The organism is Pseudomonas sp. UF-293 (assembly GCF_058245595.1).
In genome coordinates, this window is sequence record NZ_JBSICA010000003.1 from 1 (window position 1) to 15,519 (window position 15,519).

Below are 15,519 nucleotides of genomic sequence, written 5' to 3' on the forward strand. Positions count from 1 at the left end.
CGTCGGTCCGCCTCGGCGGTGACGCGAGCGTGCGCGGTGAAATCCGGGGCGACGCCGTCGAAACGGTTCAGCGCCAGTGAGTCGTCCAGTGCCTTTTCGCGAAGCTGTTGCAACTCAAGCGTGGCTTCGCCTGCAACTGGCTCGACCTCACCACCCTTGTTCAAATACTCAAGCAGCGCCTGCCGGGTATTTTCCCGATCCGGCTCGGGCAATTGCTCCAGTTCAGCAAACAATGCCTGGGCGCGCGAATCGTCGCTGGCCTTGGCCAAAGTGTCGAAGTCCTGAGATCCGAGCTGGCTCAGCGACTCGATGTAACTGGCCAGCAGATAGTCGCGCTCGTTGTTGTCGGTGTTGCTCCACTGCTCGATCCAGCCGACCACCAGATCCTGATAATCGGCCAGATCGCGCATCACCCCAAGGTCGTCGTTGACCAGCAGAAACAGCGTGTCGTCCTGATAAGGCCCGCGCACCCGGCCAAGAAATTCGCCGATATGCGCCTCGCGAAAACGCCGCGGGTTTTCCCACAGATAGGGTTCGCGTTCGTGCTCCGGCGCATCGCTGACCTGCACCGCCGGCATCCGCGTGGCGTCCGCCTCGGCCAGCGGTTTCGCTGTGCAGGCCACTTCCGCCAGCCACTGTTTGGCCTGGGCCACGGTAAGCAGATGCTCGCCGCCGATCAGACAATGCACCGGGCCGAGATCGACCGCCTGCATGAAGTGCTCGCGCTCCTCCGCGCTGTCCAGCACCTGTCGGCATTTCGCCGCGCTCAACTGCACATCGGCAAAGGTCACGTAAAGGGTGCTTTTGCGCGAGAAGATCAACGCCGGACGTTCCTCGATGGCGCTGCGCTGATCCTCGCTGACGCTTTTGCCGCGATGCAGCAATGCGCTGATGACGCCGTCGAGCACGCGGTATTCGTACAGCTCACCGCTGAGACTGTCGACGATGTACAGCCAACCATCGCGCAAACGGCGGATGCCCATGGGACGCGTGGTCAGGATGTAAGGCAGCGTGATTTCGGTGCTGGGGTCGAAGGGGTTTTCCACCAGGCCGTACGCGAGGGGTAACAGTTGCACGTGGGTGTTGCGCAAGGGGCAGGCGGCTGGCGCACCAATAGGTGCTTTCGAGGCGGCAGCTGCCGCAAGGTTGGCGGGGTGCATCATTGAGCACATTTCCCTGTGTCTGTTTGTGACAGAGAAATGTGCGTGTATCTGGGAAGCGACCGCAGTCAGATCTTTCTGTGTTTTGCGTAGGAATCGAACACTCGGGATGAAGCCTACTAGGGATCGTCCGAAATCTTACAGAGGTTACTTCGGATGAACCGTGAGTAACCCTGAAGGCGTACCCGCGCTCGCAAACCGACGCAGGGCAAACAGAGCCTTTAACAGGCGCATTGCCCGAGGATACGAGCTGTACCGCTCATCGAAACCGTTGTTCAACCCATCCATTGATTGACGCCAAAATAGTGGCCACCTAATATCATGCCGAATGATGCGCTATTGCAGAGACGCCAGCGACTCTTTGCGCTCATCCGCGCCGCTGTCCGGCCGAGCATGGCACCTGATCAGACCGATTATTGCCCGTTGCAGGATCTTCTACATGGACGTTCGTCGTACGTATTCCTCGCGCATCAGTCTTCTGCCCCTGTGGCCGAACGCATCAGTTCATTGGCGTGTCCAAGCGCGGACAGACGTTCCAACTGGCAAACCTCATGGTCTTGCAGCCACTATGAGCGCAGGCCGATGGCCTCGTCGTTGCCAATCCCAGTATCTCGCTGGATCGTGCGGGTAATGGAGCAGAACCAGGGACAAACCAAGTTCTGATAAACAGAGATCTGTACCCCAGGTCCCCCACGGCGGAAAATCGTGTCTGGAGCCCATGCAATGCAACTGATCAACTCTTTACCCTTCGTCATCGACACTGAACCCTATGACGCGTGGAAGCAGCAATGGGCAAATCAGGAAGGCCTGGATATTCATTCGTATATCAACGACCAATGCCACCCGGAACAGATATTGATGTTTTCCACGTTGCTGTTCCCGACGTTCATCGTGTCTGAGGGAGGCGTTTTCCTCGAGCGAAATTTTTCACACGAAGCGTTCGCGCGCTGCGTGAACCTTGCCGCTGGCGACATGGCGGAGGTTGAGCGGCTTATGAATTATGTGAAGATTTATGATGTTTTTGGCCAATACGGAAATGGTGTATCGCCCAGAATATTTTTTCAGCTGTGCGAGATGATCGGGTTTGCCTGGCGAATGGTGTTGAAGGAGAAATTCCCGGACACATTATTCACTGTCGAGGTGTCGAACTCGGATGAGGATTACGGCCCGGTGGTTACGTTCTATCAGGTGAAACAATGATTGATCCCATTCCCAACGCTCGCTGATAAAAAGATTTTTGTCTTGATGTGCTCGCCTCAAGACCGTGGGCGAGCAATTACGTTTCTTGAGTTGAGCCACCAATACAATGCCTAAATTTTCCTGCGTGTGCGGTCAGATAATCAATTTGTCTCATGGTACGTCCGAGTCCGAGTTTTCAATGGTTGCCGAGCGAAAGATAGATGAGCTGGGTGCTGCCTTGGCAGATCGTTGGTTGTCTGAGGAAGAGTTCTATCAGCAGATAGGTGCGAGTGCTACTGCTGTTTATCGCTGCAATAAATGCGAACGACTACATATTGATCAAGGTGGCGGAAACTTTTCTTCCTATATCAAGGAAGTATGATAGAGCGCGCCCACATGCTTTCGGGGAAAGAGTGGGAACTGGATTGTTCACCAGCAAGAGGCTTCAAATGGACTTTTCAATTGCGGAATACGGATTGGTCGGCCCCCTGAATGGAAAACTGTCCAGAACTCAAGTGCGCGAAATTCTGGGAGCCGGTTTCGAAGTGTTCTGGAAAACAGCTGACTCCTTGAATACTACGGATGCTTATTCTCAGCTCGACCTTCATGTCTACTATGACGAACGAGATATGGTTAAAGGGGTAGAATTTTTCGAAAGAAGCACGGTGTCTTGGAGCGGGCACAAGCTGGTAGGCGAAACATCCACGGACGTATTGGCTTTGTTCCGTCGCCACGGTATTGACCCCATCATTGATGATGACGGATTTGAAGTCGGTGAGTTGTGTATGGGGTTTTACGTTGACGATGACGACGACTTGATCACCACTTTATATATCAATCTGCGCCGCGAAAATTCATTCAACGGCGTCGTGCTCTAACAGGAGCCAGAGATGATCATCTGCCCAAGATGTCAGCAGGATTACATTGTCTGTGCCCATGTCAAGGCCACTGGCAAAGAGTTATTCATGTGCCCAGAGTGCGACGCTACCTGGTTTTCAATTGAGGCGATCGGCGTTGCGCCTTTTCTGGATTTTGGGACTTATATGGAAAGCATAGGCTTGTCGATGCTGTGGGACGAGTTGGACATTGTTTCCTGTTCAGAAGACTCAAGAAATGACAGTGTATGATCCGGCAATGAAGTGAGGTTGTTATGAAGGAGTTGTTCGGTCAGCCATACCGCCAGTCAGACCCTTATTGGATTGTCAAAGGGTATTTTGACAGGATGTATGATGATGGCCGTTTCATCGAGGCAGCCGGCTATATTGTTAGGCGTTGGGGGTTCAGTGTTGATGGAGCATACTGTAACTTCCCTGATGTAAATAGCTCATTTGAAGAGGGCCATTTCGAAGGAGTGGAGTTTTCTTATGGGTATCCCTCTAGCGATGCAAACACAATTGTTGTCAGTGAAGAGGTTTGCATGGAATACCTTCGGCTAGCTTGTGATAAATACCTACAGCTCCATCCTGAAAGTAAGGCTGAAGTAGATGTTCTGTTAAGTGGGAGCTATATCTGATAAGTGGAAGTGTTCCATTTGTCTAGCGCAGCTAAAAGTTATCCGATCAAGAGAAAGTTGAAAGATGAATGATTTCGAGTCAGTAAAGAAACTGATTATCCAGTTGGTTAAAGATAAAGCCGGTGATTTTGATGGTGACAGTTGGGAAGGTGATTACAAGCTGAACTGGGAAGCTGAGTTGGCGGAAAGGTTAGCAAGCACTTTCTACAATATGTCCAGAGCGGCATCCGCCAAGGCCGACTCAAACGAAGTGATGTTAAAAGCCGCATTGCTGAATTCACGAACGGACTTCATGGATCTTGCCAATTTTTTTCGGGATATCTATGACGATCTGGATGCGTTGGTAAAACATCCTGCTTGGCCGAAAATCCCCAAGGGTTTTGATTACGGAAAAATCTCTGAGTAGGAGCCAGGGATTGATTTTCGGGCGAGGCAATCCCACCTGGTCAGGAGGCCGGACTACCTCATACTGACGTACACGACAGATGGCAAGCCAAAAACCGTGACGTTTAAAAAGAAGCCAGGCAGTTACTAGAGGTAAAGGCTTGATTACTCAGGATATTGAACTCGTCAACCAGATCTTTCAGTTGGTCGATCCCGGGATTGTCAAGGGATACGATGCTTTCAGCTATAGCGTCGAATGGGGCGGTAACTATATGGAAGCTGAACTTGCCGTTGAGAAAGATGGTGTTGAGAGATGGGATGCCGAAACGGATTTCAATAATTCAAAAATCTACATGCTCGTAGAGAAGCTTCACGAAAATGCAGCTGTAAGGGGCGAACCATGGAAATCCTTTGTGCTGTCGTATCGCGATGGTGAACAAGTGCGAACGAAATTTGGGTATTGAACCACGGGACGTCGAACGGACAGTCATGGTCATCGAAGATCTAGAAGTCATTAAGAGCATTTTCCGAATCGTCCATGAGGAATAATGGGACAGACCACGTTTAAATAAACGTGGTCTATCTCGAGGGGTCAAAGGTTTTTAACTTATGAAGGTTAGTGGGTAAATAAGGATAGATCACGTTTGGGAAGTACTCCGAAAACGTGGTCTGTCCCCTTTTTATCCAGAAGGTTGTTTGGTGCCAAGTATGATGTGGCGATTAAGCAGATGTTGGAATATGCTTCGACTTTAAATCCGGACGACTTTAGGAAGAGATGACAATGATTTTCAATTTATTAGCCCGCGGTGATCTGGGATTGCTTCATGCTGGTATGTCACGAGATGAAACGAGGAAGGCTCTCGGTGGTGGGTTTGAGGAGTTTTTCAAATCCGAGGATTCTTCAGTACCGACTGACGCTTATGATGATTTAGGCATGCATTTATACTTCGATGAGAGCTTCATGGTGAGTGGTGTTGAGTTTTTAAAGTGGAGCCAACTCGTTTGGAAGAGCCAGAAACTGGTCGGTGAAGATGCGCTGCTGGTTCAAAGGTTTTTAATCGCGCAAGGAGAAAAATTGGCTTTCAATAATTCGGGCTTCAATATCATTGATATGGGCTTAAGATTTTACGTGCCCGATCTTGAAGAAGATGATGCCATCGTTGAAGCTGTTTACGTCGAACTCTTCCGTGCATGAAAAACCGCTAGGGGGACGGTTGTATATTTGCCGAGCGTTTTGGATAAATGGGACTATGCATGGTTCTTAGGAAGCTCCATTTCCGCTCCGCTCTGGAGTTTGTACAGTGATTACCGAAGACATAAAGATTGTCCAAGAGATTTTCCAGTTGGTCGAAGCCGGCATCGTCCATGGCTACGATGCGTTCTGCTATGGCGTCGAATGGGGCGGGAACTATATGGAAGCAGAGCTTGCCGTTGAAAAAGATGGTTTTGAACATTGGGATGCCGAAACCGATTTCAATAATTCAAAAATCTACATGCTCGTAGAGAAGCTTCACGGAAATGCAGCTGTAAGGGGCGAACCATGGAATTCCTTCGTGCTCTCGTATCGCGATGTGAACAAGTGCGAACGAAATTTGGTTATTGAATCCGATGTTTCTCAGCCTTTTCACCTGAGATCAAAGATCGCAGCCTTCGGCAGCTACTACACACAATCCGTAGGAGCTGCCGAAGGCTGCGATCTTGTACTTTTCACTTCGGATAAAGCGGCGGCAATCCACTCTCACTCACCGGATCCTGCACGCGCTCGGCGGCGGGAATAGTACGAATCGCCCGCCACAAATCCTCACCCTGCCAATGCTGCCCGGTCTCGCTGTACAGCGCGCCGTTCAGACCATCCAACGCATCCGACAACGGCACAAACCGCGCGGCCATGTCTGCCAGTGTCTCCGGCTGCTGCCGCGCCCAGGCGTCCAGTGCCTGGCGGGTGGCGTGGGGGTCGTTGGCTTGGCTGGCGCGTTTGATGTCGTCGAGCAGGGTGCGTGGGCTCGGGCCGGTCTGGGCGGCGCGGTGGATTGCCGGTTGCCAGCGGGCGCGCCACCAGAGGCCGAAGCCGAGCAGGGTGGTGCAGGCGAGGATCAGGGTGCTGAGTTTCCACCACCACAGGGTGTCGTTGTCGGGCGTGCTCGGTTGCAGGGTGCCGGCCGGGGTGTCGATCTGCAGGCTGGGGTTGTTCGCCACTTGCAGGGTGCGTGCGGGCAGGCTGCTGTGTTCGAGGTGGTCTTCGAAGATGTTCCACCAGACTACGTCGACGGTTGGCAGGTCGATCGCGCCGCTGCGGCTTGGCACCAGGGCTTCGCGCTCTTCGCGGCTGCCGATGATGCCACGATCGCTGCTCTGGTTGCTCAGCACCGGTTGGTCGGGGTAACGACGCAGGCCGTTGACGTCGGTGGCGGGCAGGGCTGGCAGTTGTGAACTGGCGAGGCCTTCGACTTTCAGGGTCAGGCTGCGGGTCAGGGAATCGCCGACCTGGGTGTGGTCCGGTTCCGGGCTCCAGCTTTCGCTGAGGCTGAGGCTGCGCGCCGGCAGCCATGGCGCATCGACCGGGTAGGTCAGCGGTTTCGGTTTGACCGTCAGCGGAATCGACGCCGAGCTGACGCGCATCAGTTTGCCGGGCTTCGGCCCCGAGGCGTCTGCTGAAGGCGCGGTATCGACCAGCGTGGCGCTGAAGGTTTGCGGGGCGATCGTCAGCAGGCCGCTGTGTTGCGGGTAGATCGCGTAGCGCATCTCGATCACGCCGTGGCGCAGGCCGTTGATGTCTTTTTCGTAGGTGCGCGTGTCGCCAAGTTGTTCGATGCGCGCATCGGCGATTTGCAGCGGGCTGAGGCTGCTGTCGTCGTAGAGCGAAACCGAGTGATAAATGCGCAACGTCAGGATGGCCTGCGCCTGCACATAGACGCTGGTCTGATCGAGGCTGGCTTCGATGAACACCGGATCAAGGCTGTTCTTTTCTTCGCGGTTGTCGCTGGCGATCACCTGCACGGTGATCGGCTGGCTCTGCGCTTCGCCCAGTTGCAGCGGCGGAATCACCACGCTGCCGTTCTCTTTCGGCAGCAGGGTAATGATCCAGCGTGTGGTCGCGCGGTTGTCGCCGTTGAGGGTGTTGAGCTGGTTGACCTGGCGCGTGCCGCGCACTTCGAACAACGCTTCCAGCGCCGACAGATCGGGCTTGCCGAACTGGGTGACGTCGTCAGTTTCGAGGGTGAGCTCGACCGTCTCGCCGGAGTTCAGGCGACTGCGATCCACGCTGGCGGTCAGCTCGGCCGCCTGAGCGGTGGCCGTGCAGATCAGCAGGGGCAGCAAGAGAGCGGTGAAGCGGGTCATCGATTGTTTTCCTGATCCTGATGTTGTTGCTGTTCGTACCAGAATTTGCGCCTGAGCAGTTCGCCCGGGTCGTCCGGGATCTTGCCCAGCCATTGCTCGAGCGCCTGACGCTGCTCGCCCTCGAGGTTGTTCTCACTCGGGCGCAGGGTCGGCACCGTATCGGTTTCCTCTTCCTCGTTGCTGCCGGGGATTTCGTTAGGGCCGGGCAGCGGCGGGGCGGTCGGCGGCGGTTCGCTGGCGGATTCGGCCGGTTGCGCCTCGCTCTGGGTTTCGCTGCTCACCGCCGGAGGGGGCGCGGTGGTGGGCGAAGGCTCATCGCCGGGCAGACTTTGTTCGTTCGGCTGGTTGTCCGGCTCGGGCGGCGGCGGGGCGTTTTTCTGCTTCAGCAGGTTTTCCACCAGCGCCTTGTTGGTCTGCGCCGGACGCAGATCCGGTTGCAGTTCCAGCGCCTGTTCGTAGGCGTCGATCGCCGCTTCCAGCTCGCCGCTTTTCGCCAAAGCGTTGCCACGATTGTAGTGGGCGCGGGCATCGCTGCCCTCGGCGAAGCGCTGAGCGGCGCCACTGTAGTCGCCGGCCTCGTACAACGCCACCCCTTGCCACTGATGATCTTCAAAATGCTGCGCGGCTTCGGCCGGGCGTTTCTGTTTGAGCAGATGCAAACCTTGTTGATCGGGGCGCAACCACAAGTCTTCGAAGTCGAAAGCGTAGCTCGGTTGCGGCAGGCACCACAGCAGCGGCAGGCAGAACAGCCAGCCACGGCGCCCGGCACAAGCGGCGAGCAACAGCAGCGGCAACAGCAGCCAGTAACCCTGATCGGCCCACGTATCGAGGCGCACGGTCTGGCCGTCGTCGCGCAGGCTGCGCGGGCCGTTGAGCAGGCCAAGAGCGCCAAGATCAGCCTCGTCGAGACGCGCCGGGTGATATTCGCCGCCCACGCTGTTGAAGAAAGTCGCCAGGCCTGGGCTATCGAGTTGCGGCACGCGGATCGCGCCTTGCTCGTCCTTGAGGAAACTGCCGTCCTCCTGGGCAATCGGCGCACCTTCTGCGGTGCCGATGCCGAGCATCAGCAGTTGCGTCGACTCGCCATTGAGCGCACGGCGAATACCGCGCCGTTCCTCTTCGTTGAGCGACGAACCGATCAGCAAAATCCGTCCCTGTCCCAGCGCACCTTGCTTGAGCAAAGCCAGCGCCTTGCCCACGGCCAGATCGGCGCGGTGGCCGGCTTCCGGCATCAGCGACGGCTTGAGCGCGTCGAGCAGGTTGCGACTGGTTGCGAGATCATCCGACAGCGGCACCAGCGTGTGCGCGCTGCCGGCATAAACGACGATGGCGGTCTGCGCGTCGCTGCGCGCCTGCAACAGGTCGAACAGCTTGCGCCGCGCCTGTTCCAGACGCGTCGGCGGCGAGTCGGTGGCGAGCATTTCCGGGGTGAGTTCGAGCACGACTACCAGCGGATCGGCGGGTTTCTGGCTGGTCTGTTCGACGCGCTCCCAGCTCGGCCCGAGCAAGGCCAGAATAGTCAGCAACCACGCCACGCCAAGGGCGATCCACGGCAATTTGCTCTGGCGCCCGCTACCACCACTGAGCAGCGCAGCGTGAAATGCTGGCGGCAGAATCATCTGCCAGCGACCGGCGCGTTTCTGTCGGTGCCAGAGTTGCCAGAGCAGCCAGCCGAGCAGCGGCAACAGCAACAGCCACCAAGGGCGGAACCAGTGCGGCCAGTCCGCGATCATCGGCGCCTCCGCAGGCGCAAACGCTGCAAGCGCTGACGCCAGTCCGGCAGTGGACTTTGCAAATACAGTTGTTTGGTAAACAGGCGTTGCAGCGGATTGTCCGGCCACAGCTCGCGGACGACCAGCAACAGGCTCAACCACAGCGCCAGCGCCAGCGGCCAGTGATACAAGGCTTGCGCCGGGCGTGCCTGAGTCGGTTGCTGAGTCACCGGTTCGAGCTGATCGAGGGTGTCCTTGATCGCTTGCAGCTCTTTGCCGTCATGGGCGCGGAAGTACTGGCCGCCGGTGATTTCGGCGATGGCCTTGAGCGCCGGTTCATCCAGGTCAAGGCTCGGATTGACCCCGAGCAGGCCGGTCGAGCCGCTGTCCTCGGGATTGGCGCCGATGCCGATCGGATAGATCCTCACGCCTTCACTGGCCGCCAGTTTTGCCGCAATCAGCGGATTGATTTCGCCGCCGTTGTTGGCGCCGTCGGTGACCAGAATCAGCACGCGACTTTGCGCCGGGCGCAGACGCAGGCGTTTCAGGGCCAGACCGATGGCGTCGCCGATCGCGGTGTTCTTGCCGGCGATGCCGATCCGCGCCTCGTCGAGCCACACGCGAACGGTGCGCCGGTCGAAGGTCAGCGGTGCTTGCAGGTAGGCCTGACTGCCAAACAGGATCAAACCGACGCGGTCGCCGTCGCGACTTTCGAGGAAATCACCGAGCAAATGCTGCACCAGCGACAGGCGACTGACTTCTTCGTCCTGCCACTGCATGTCGGGAAAATCCATCGAACCGGACACGTCCACCGCCACCAGCAAATCACGGCCACTGGCGGCAATTGGCAGCGGCTCGCCGAGCCATTGCGGGCGGGCGGCGGCGGTCAGCAGAATCAGCCACAGCAAGATAAACGGCGCCTGCTGCCGCCACGCCGGCAAGTTCGCACGCGCGCGGCGGCGGGCGAGGCCTTCGAGGTCGGCGAGGAAGCTGACTTTGAGTGCCGGCTCGCCGCTGTCGGCCACCGGCAGGACGAGACGCATCAGCCACGGCAGCGGCAACAGCACGAAGATCCACGGCCAGGCGAACTCAAACATGTTTGCGAATCCACGTTTCGACCGCTTGGGTCAGGCCAGCGATGGCTTTGTCGTCGAGTTTGCATTCCGGTTTGTACGCGCCTTCGACCAGCACCATCCAGCGCGTCAGGCCGGCAGCCGGGCAGCGGTTATCGAGGAAGGCCAGCCATTTGCGCCCGTTGAGGGTGTGGCTCTGGCTGTACGGATAGTGGTTGCGGCACAGGCGCTTGAGCAGGCCGTTGAGTTGTTGCAGCCAAGCGCCGGCCGGAGCGCCGTCGTAGGGTTTGGGCATTTGCGCCAGTTCGGCGAGCGCGGCGATGCGCACCGGGTCCAGTGGTTGCTCGGCGCGCACCACCGGGCGTTTCTTCATCGGAATGAAACGCCGTAGCTTCCACACGGCAAAACCCAGCAGCGGCAACAGCAGAAGCAGCAGCCACCAGCCCGGCGCCGGCGGCCAGAAGGCGATCGGCGGCGGTGAGATCAGCGGTTGCAGTTGGTCGAGGCCGTTCATCGACCTTTCCCCGGACGCTGCGGGTTCAGGAACTCGCGCATCTGCTCGACCATTTCGCTCTGCGTGCTCAACGGCATCAGCAACACCCGCAGCTTTTGCGCGAGCAATTCCCAGCGAGCGATGCGCGCTTCGGCCTGAGCGCGGTAGGTCTGGCGCAGGTCGAAGTTCAGCGTGTCGATTTCCAGCTGCGCGCCACGTTCGGCGAAGCGCAGCAGGCCGGCAGCGGGCAAAGCGTGATCGAGCGGATCGGACAGCGGCAACATCAGCAGATCACAATGCCGCGCCAGCAGACTCAACTGCTGCTCGGCGCTGTCGGACAAAGCGCGTTCGTCGCAAATGACGATGGCCAGACTGCCCGGGCGCAGCACTTCCCGCGCGCGGCGCAAGGCCACGCCGAAGGCATCGCGATCCGGCTCGCGCTCGCTGTGCAGCGACTGATTGACCTTGACCAGACGGTTGAGCAATTGCAGCAGGCTCTGCTTGCTGCGCCGAGGCTTGATTTCGTAGTGCTCGTTGTCGCCGAACACCAGCCCGCCGACGCGATCGTTGTGCCCCAGTGCAGCCCAGCCGATCAACGCCGCGACCTGCGCCGCCAGCACCGACTTGAACATCAGCCCCGAGCCGAAAAACAGCCGCGTGCTTTGCTCGACCATGATGAAAATCGGCCGCTCGCGCTCTTCATGGAACAGCTTGGTGTGCGGCTCCTGCGTGCGCGCGGTGACGCGCCAGTCGATGGTGCGCACGTCGTCACCGGCCTGATACACCCGCACCTGATCGAAGTCGACGCCACGGCCACGGAATTTCGAATGATGCAGGCCGATCAGCGGGCTGCGCTGACTTGGCGTGGAAAACAGTTGCACCTCGCGCACGCGGTGACGCATCTCGATCAGCTCGGCGAGGCTGATGCGGATACCGGGTTCGGAGGGCAGGGCGGCGTTCATGGGGGTCAAGCGACGGCGACGACGTCGAGAATCCGCTGCACCACGCGGTCCTGATCGATGCCAGCGGCTTCGGCTTCAAACGACAGAATGATGCGATGGCGCAACACGTCGAATAGCACGGCCTGAATGTCTTCCGGGCTGACGAAGTCGCGGCCGGCCAGCCAGGCGTGGGCGCGGGCGCAGCGATCGAGGGCGATCGAGCCGCGCGGGCTGGCGCCGTAGGCGATCCACTCGGCCATTTCCGGGTCGAACTTGGCCGGGTTGCGCGTGGCCATGACCAGTTGCACCAGGTATTCCTCCACAGCGTCGGCCATGTACAAACCGAGGATTTCCTTGCGCGCGGCGAAAATTGCCTGCTGGCTGACCCGACGCTCGGGCTTGGTCTCGCCGTTCAGCGCCTCGCCACGGGCCTGCTGGAGGATGCGCCGTTCGACAGCGGCGTCGGGGAAGCCGATTTTCACGTGCATCAAGAAGCGGTCGAGCTGGGCTTCCGGCAGCGGATAGGTGCCTTCCTGTTCGATCGGGTTCTGCGTGGCCATCACCAGAAACAGCGGCGACAGCTCATAGGTGCTGCGGCCGACACTGACCTGACGCTCGGCCATCGCTTCGAGCAAGGCCGATTGCACCTTGGCCGGCGCGCGGTTGATTTCGTCCGCCAGCACCAGGTTGTGGAAGATAGGCCCTTGCTGGAAGACGAAACTGCCGGTTTCCGGACGGTAGATTTCGGTGCCGGTGATGTCGGCCGGCAGCAGGTCGGGGGTGAACTGAATTCGATGGAACTGGGCTTCGATGCCCTCGGCGAGTTCTTTGATCGCTTTGGTCTTGGCCAGACCGGGAGCGCCCTCGACCAGCATATGGCCGTCGGCGAGCAGGGCGATGAGCAAGCGCTCGATGAGTTTTTCCTGGCCGAGAATCTGCGTTGAAAGAAAGGTTCGCAGCGCCAGCAGCGCTTCACGATGTTCCATCGGTGACTGTTCCTGGAAAGGGAGTGGCCAGGGCGTTCGGATAACGCCGGGGCTGGGGGCGATACTTTAATCCATCGTGGGGGGCGGCGACTAACGGCATTTTGTGCAAAAGAGCAAAAGATCGCGGCTTTTGGCGGCTTCCCGGTTGGAATGCGATCCCCTGTAGGAGCTGCCGAAGGCTGCGATCTTTTGATCTCCTGTCAGCAGGAAATTTATCGGATGGCAGTTCCGGCCTCTTCGCGAGCAGGCTCGCTCCCACAGGGTCTGGTGTACGCATTCCAATGTGGGAGCGAGCCTGCTCGCGAAAGGGCCAGCCCGGTCAACATCAAATCTCGCTGATAAAGGTGCCGGTGCCATCGAGAATATTCTTCAAAGTCTCGACAACCTCGTCCATATCCACCATGTCCGGATTAAAACTGATCTCCAGCACATCATCGCCATTCAACGCATCGGCATCCGCCGCAGCAATCTCGATCTTCAGCAGATTCGCAGTCAGCGTGACCTTCACCCCGTCGAGCGTCGAAGGCTCGCCATCCAGGGTGATCTCCAGCTCATCCTCATCCGGGTAACGACTCATCAGGAACATCTCGCCCTTGTCGCTATGGCAGCAAAGCATGGCCATGTTGTCTTCTTCGTCGTCGCACGGGTTGACGATCAGTAGGGCGGTGGTCATTTGCATGGGGGGGAATCCTGGGCAGTGGCGGCGGTGAATCTGTTCGAAGGTGCGATTTTGCCAGTCTCTGCTCGTTCGCGCTGCCTGCTTCGGTAAAAAGGGGCAAAGCAGGACATTTCCGTCATTCACTTCCGAGCGGCTCGAAGGAAGGATCCGACGCCCACGTAGGGCAATTGCCGGTCGCAACAAATCCATGCGTAATTGCGATGTTTCCCTTGTGATCGCTACCGTTTTCCCGTTAGTTTCGCCGCTCTTGCGCAACGGAGTGCGTTACGAAAACCCCCAAAAAAGGACCTTTGCCATGACCCGATATTTCGAGCGCGCCGAAGAAATCCGCCACCTGTCCGATGAGCGAGGAGATCTACAAGCGCTATCTGGAAGGGGAGAAAACTTCGCAGCTGATGGAGCAGTTCCAGATTCCTTCAACGGTGCGCAGTCTGCTCAAGGTACTGCCACCGATCGTCAGCGCAGACCTCACCTGTCCTTACTGCGAACTGCCGATGTGGATGCGCCGTCACGCCAGAGGTACTCCGCTTTCGCTGCGCAGTGCATTCAAATGCGTACGCTGTGAGCACCAGCACAGTGTCCCCGGCGCCAATCGCCGCCACACCACGTGCAATTGCAAAGAATGTTTCAAGGTTCGCCAGCAGCAACTGGCCGCCCGCGCAGCACGGGACCGCCTGGAGCTGGAGGCCAGATACGGCGCGCAAAGCCCCGCAGTGCCTTACGCCAATCTGGGGTTTGTGCAGAAATTGACGTTGCTCGCCTTGCTCGATGATGGCTACGGCGCAAACGTTGAATGGATTGCGCCATTGAATGCGCCATCCAGAGAAGAACTGCTCGCCCTGACGTTCGAGGCCCGTGAAGAGCTGCTCAAGGGCCTGCACGAAGCCGCAGTGCTGGCGGTTTCCACCGATTCGGATATCAACGCCTTCGATCGCAGCGAGGGCTGCAATATTCGCGAGTACAGCGCGGTGCGCTGGCTGCCCAACGTCACGCTGGATGGCTTGGCGCGCTGTACCCGAGAGAATCTGTATCTGGCGCTGTATCAGGAGTTGTCGGGCAGCGTGAAGGCTGCCTGGAAGAGCGAAATCTATTCTTTGGTCTTCAGTCTCGCCCGCGAAGAGTCGATTCAGTACATTCGTGTGCTGGCCAGCGAAGTGGATTTCGCCTTCACGGCTGAAGCCCGTGCCGAGGAGGTGGTCGGGCAGTTGCTGCAGGATTTCTCGGTCAGTCAGCTGTATTACTTTGCTCGGCTGGCCGTGAGAAATGCCGCGCATTTCTATGCCACCGGCAATTCCCAGGGGCGCAGTCACGCCTCCAACACCATTCCGCGCAACATGCTCGGCACGGCGCAGGACGCACTGAATCGTAACTGGCGCAAGAACGCCCATCGCGATGCGCGGGTGCCGCAAACGGCCTTGCAGCGGCTGCTTTACGATGTAGTGCTCAAGGACAGCGGCGGCGGATTCTCCAAATCGCCCGGCATGTACTGGCGCGACGAACTGGTTCCGCAATTCTTCAGCGCTGTAGCGTTCGACAGCGACTTGCTCGGCAATCTGCGCCTGTTCTGCCGCGAATGCGATTCGAGCAGCATCGACGCCAGCATGGACAAACAGATCCTGCAGACGATGTGCTACGACTGCGCCACGGTGAGCAAATTCAGAGCCTTCGAAGAGTTGCCGGACTGATCCGCGTCAACCGCTGGCGCTGAACCGGATGCCACGCTCAGGGTCGATTAAAGGGCCTTGGGCGTTTTCGTTTCCGGATATGTAACGTCCTCAAGGCCCGTGCTGGTACGAAAGTCCCGTGAAACGGGGGTGTCGGGCCTGCGTTTCAGCTCACGCCTGCTAGTGTTGATGCAGACGAAACCCTGCATTTACGTGCCAATGACCGAATATGTCGCAGCACCGCAAGCAGACACATTGTCGCACCCATTAAGCTGCGCAACGGATGAGCACCCGTAAAGGCATTGTCGGCAGAGCGGGCAGTCGCTTTTGCAGATGCTCATTCATGGAAGGTGAATGTGACCTGAGTGTCCCGTCCAGCTTCACCCACCTGTCTCC

The 15,519-nt window shown here is 58.1% G+C and carries 18 protein-coding genes; 10 read left to right on the top strand and 8 right to left on the bottom strand.

The features are described 5' to 3' along the window. A partial coding sequence (locus AC4IHP_RS04755; RefSeq protein ID WP_490830989.1) for a toxin VasX occupies nucleotides 1-1,163 on the bottom strand: 1,163 nt, incomplete at its 3' end. Nucleotides 1,164-1,883: 720 nt separating this feature from the next. Here AC4IHP_RS04755 and AC4IHP_RS04760 point away from each other — a divergent pair. From AC4IHP_RS04760 to AC4IHP_RS04800, 9 genes are all read left to right on the top strand, one after another. Beyond that, nucleotides 1,884-2,360 (top strand): hypothetical protein, encoded by a 477-nt coding sequence (locus AC4IHP_RS04760; protein WP_490830990.1) that lies wholly within the window; start codon nucleotides 1,884-1,886, stop codon nucleotides 2,358-2,360. A 106-nt stretch (nucleotides 2,361-2,466) separates the two neighbouring features. Beyond that, the gene (locus tag AC4IHP_RS04765) at nucleotides 2,467-2,721 is read left to right on the top strand and encodes a DUF8617 domain-containing protein (protein ID WP_490830991.1); all 255 of its coding nucleotides are present in this window, start codon (nucleotides 2,467-2,469) and stop codon (nucleotides 2,719-2,721) included. A 67-nt stretch (nucleotides 2,722-2,788) separates the two neighbouring features. Further along, nucleotides 2,789-3,217 (top strand): hypothetical protein, encoded by a 429-nt coding sequence (locus AC4IHP_RS04770; protein WP_490830992.1) that lies wholly within the window; start codon nucleotides 2,789-2,791, stop codon nucleotides 3,215-3,217. A 12-nt stretch (nucleotides 3,218-3,229) separates the two neighbouring features. Then, nucleotides 3,230-3,466 carry a hypothetical protein gene (locus AC4IHP_RS04775; protein WP_263220075.1) on the top strand — a complete coding sequence of 79 codons (237 nt, stop codon included), beginning with the start codon at nucleotides 3,230-3,232 and terminating at the stop codon, nucleotides 3,464-3,466. Between the two features lie 23 nt (nucleotides 3,467-3,489). Continuing rightward, nucleotides 3,490-3,852: a ribonuclease toxin immunity protein CdiI gene (gene cdiI, locus AC4IHP_RS04780; protein ID WP_490830993.1), complete on the top strand. Its 363-nt coding sequence runs from the start codon at nucleotides 3,490-3,492 to the stop codon at nucleotides 3,850-3,852. Nucleotides 3,853-3,916: 64 nt separating this feature from the next. Next, nucleotides 3,917-4,258, top strand: coding sequence for a hypothetical protein (locus AC4IHP_RS04785; RefSeq protein ID WP_490830994.1), 342 nt, complete (start codon nucleotides 3,917-3,919; stop codon nucleotides 4,256-4,258). A 139-nt stretch (nucleotides 4,259-4,397) separates the two neighbouring features. After that, a complete protein-coding gene (locus tag AC4IHP_RS04790; protein ID WP_130903350.1) occupies nucleotides 4,398-4,700 on the top strand; it encodes a hypothetical protein in 303 nt (100 codons plus the stop codon). A gap of 317 nt (nucleotides 4,701-5,017) precedes the next feature. Next, complete coding sequence (locus tag AC4IHP_RS04795; RefSeq protein ID WP_490830995.1) at nucleotides 5,018-5,431, top strand: hypothetical protein; 414 nt, start codon at nucleotides 5,018-5,020, stop codon at nucleotides 5,429-5,431. 106 nt (nucleotides 5,432-5,537) lie between these two features. After that, a complete protein-coding gene (locus tag AC4IHP_RS04800; RefSeq protein WP_490830996.1) occupies nucleotides 5,538-6,014 on the top strand; it encodes a hypothetical protein in 477 nt (158 codons plus the stop codon). On the opposite strand, the gene AC4IHP_RS04805 is transcribed toward AC4IHP_RS04800, so the two are convergent. The 7 genes from AC4IHP_RS04805 to AC4IHP_RS04835 all read right to left on the bottom strand — a co-directional run bounded on the left by AC4IHP_RS04805 (nucleotide 5,944) and on the right by AC4IHP_RS04835 (nucleotide 13,459). Further along, nucleotides 5,944-7,575, bottom strand: coding sequence for a BatD family protein (locus AC4IHP_RS04805; RefSeq protein WP_490830997.1), 1,632 nt, complete (start codon nucleotides 7,573-7,575; stop codon nucleotides 5,944-5,946). The genes AC4IHP_RS04800 and AC4IHP_RS04805 overlap by 71 nt on opposite strands. Next, on the bottom strand, nucleotides 7,572-9,308 hold the full coding sequence (locus AC4IHP_RS04810; protein ID WP_490830998.1) for a tetratricopeptide repeat protein: 1,737 nt from the start codon (nucleotides 9,306-9,308) through the stop codon (nucleotides 7,572-7,574). Before AC4IHP_RS04810 ends, AC4IHP_RS04805 begins: the two co-directional genes overlap by 4 nt. After that, the gene (locus AC4IHP_RS04815) at nucleotides 9,305-10,384 is read right to left on the bottom strand and encodes a vWA domain-containing protein (RefSeq protein WP_460119637.1); all 1,080 of its coding nucleotides are present in this window, start codon (nucleotides 10,382-10,384) and stop codon (nucleotides 9,305-9,307) included. Before AC4IHP_RS04815 ends, AC4IHP_RS04810 begins: the two co-directional genes overlap by 4 nt. Further along, nucleotides 10,377-10,874, bottom strand: coding sequence for a DUF4381 domain-containing protein (locus AC4IHP_RS04820; protein WP_490830999.1), 498 nt, complete (start codon nucleotides 10,872-10,874; stop codon nucleotides 10,377-10,379). Before AC4IHP_RS04820 ends, AC4IHP_RS04815 begins: the two co-directional genes overlap by 8 nt. Then, nucleotides 10,871-11,815 (bottom strand): DUF58 domain-containing protein, encoded by a 945-nt coding sequence (locus tag AC4IHP_RS04825; protein WP_016774988.1) that lies wholly within the window; start codon nucleotides 11,813-11,815, stop codon nucleotides 10,871-10,873. The genes AC4IHP_RS04820 and AC4IHP_RS04825 overlap by 4 nt, the downstream gene beginning before the upstream one ends. A gap of 5 nt (nucleotides 11,816-11,820) precedes the next feature. After that, nucleotides 11,821-12,780 carry an AAA family ATPase gene (locus AC4IHP_RS04830; RefSeq protein WP_007913915.1) on the bottom strand — a complete coding sequence of 320 codons (960 nt, stop codon included), beginning with the start codon at nucleotides 12,778-12,780 and terminating at the stop codon, nucleotides 11,821-11,823. Nucleotides 12,781-13,105: 325 nt separating this feature from the next. Continuing rightward, nucleotides 13,106-13,459 carry a hypothetical protein gene (locus AC4IHP_RS04835; protein ID WP_460119633.1) on the bottom strand — a complete coding sequence of 118 codons (354 nt, stop codon included), beginning with the start codon at nucleotides 13,457-13,459 and terminating at the stop codon, nucleotides 13,106-13,108. Nucleotides 13,460-13,800: 341 nt separating this feature from the next. Between AC4IHP_RS04835 and AC4IHP_RS04840 the strand changes: the two genes are divergently transcribed. Then, nucleotides 13,801-15,144, top strand: coding sequence for a hypothetical protein (locus AC4IHP_RS04840; RefSeq protein ID WP_490831000.1), 1,344 nt, complete (start codon nucleotides 13,801-13,803; stop codon nucleotides 15,142-15,144). Nucleotides 15,145-15,519: the final 375 nt, after the last annotated feature.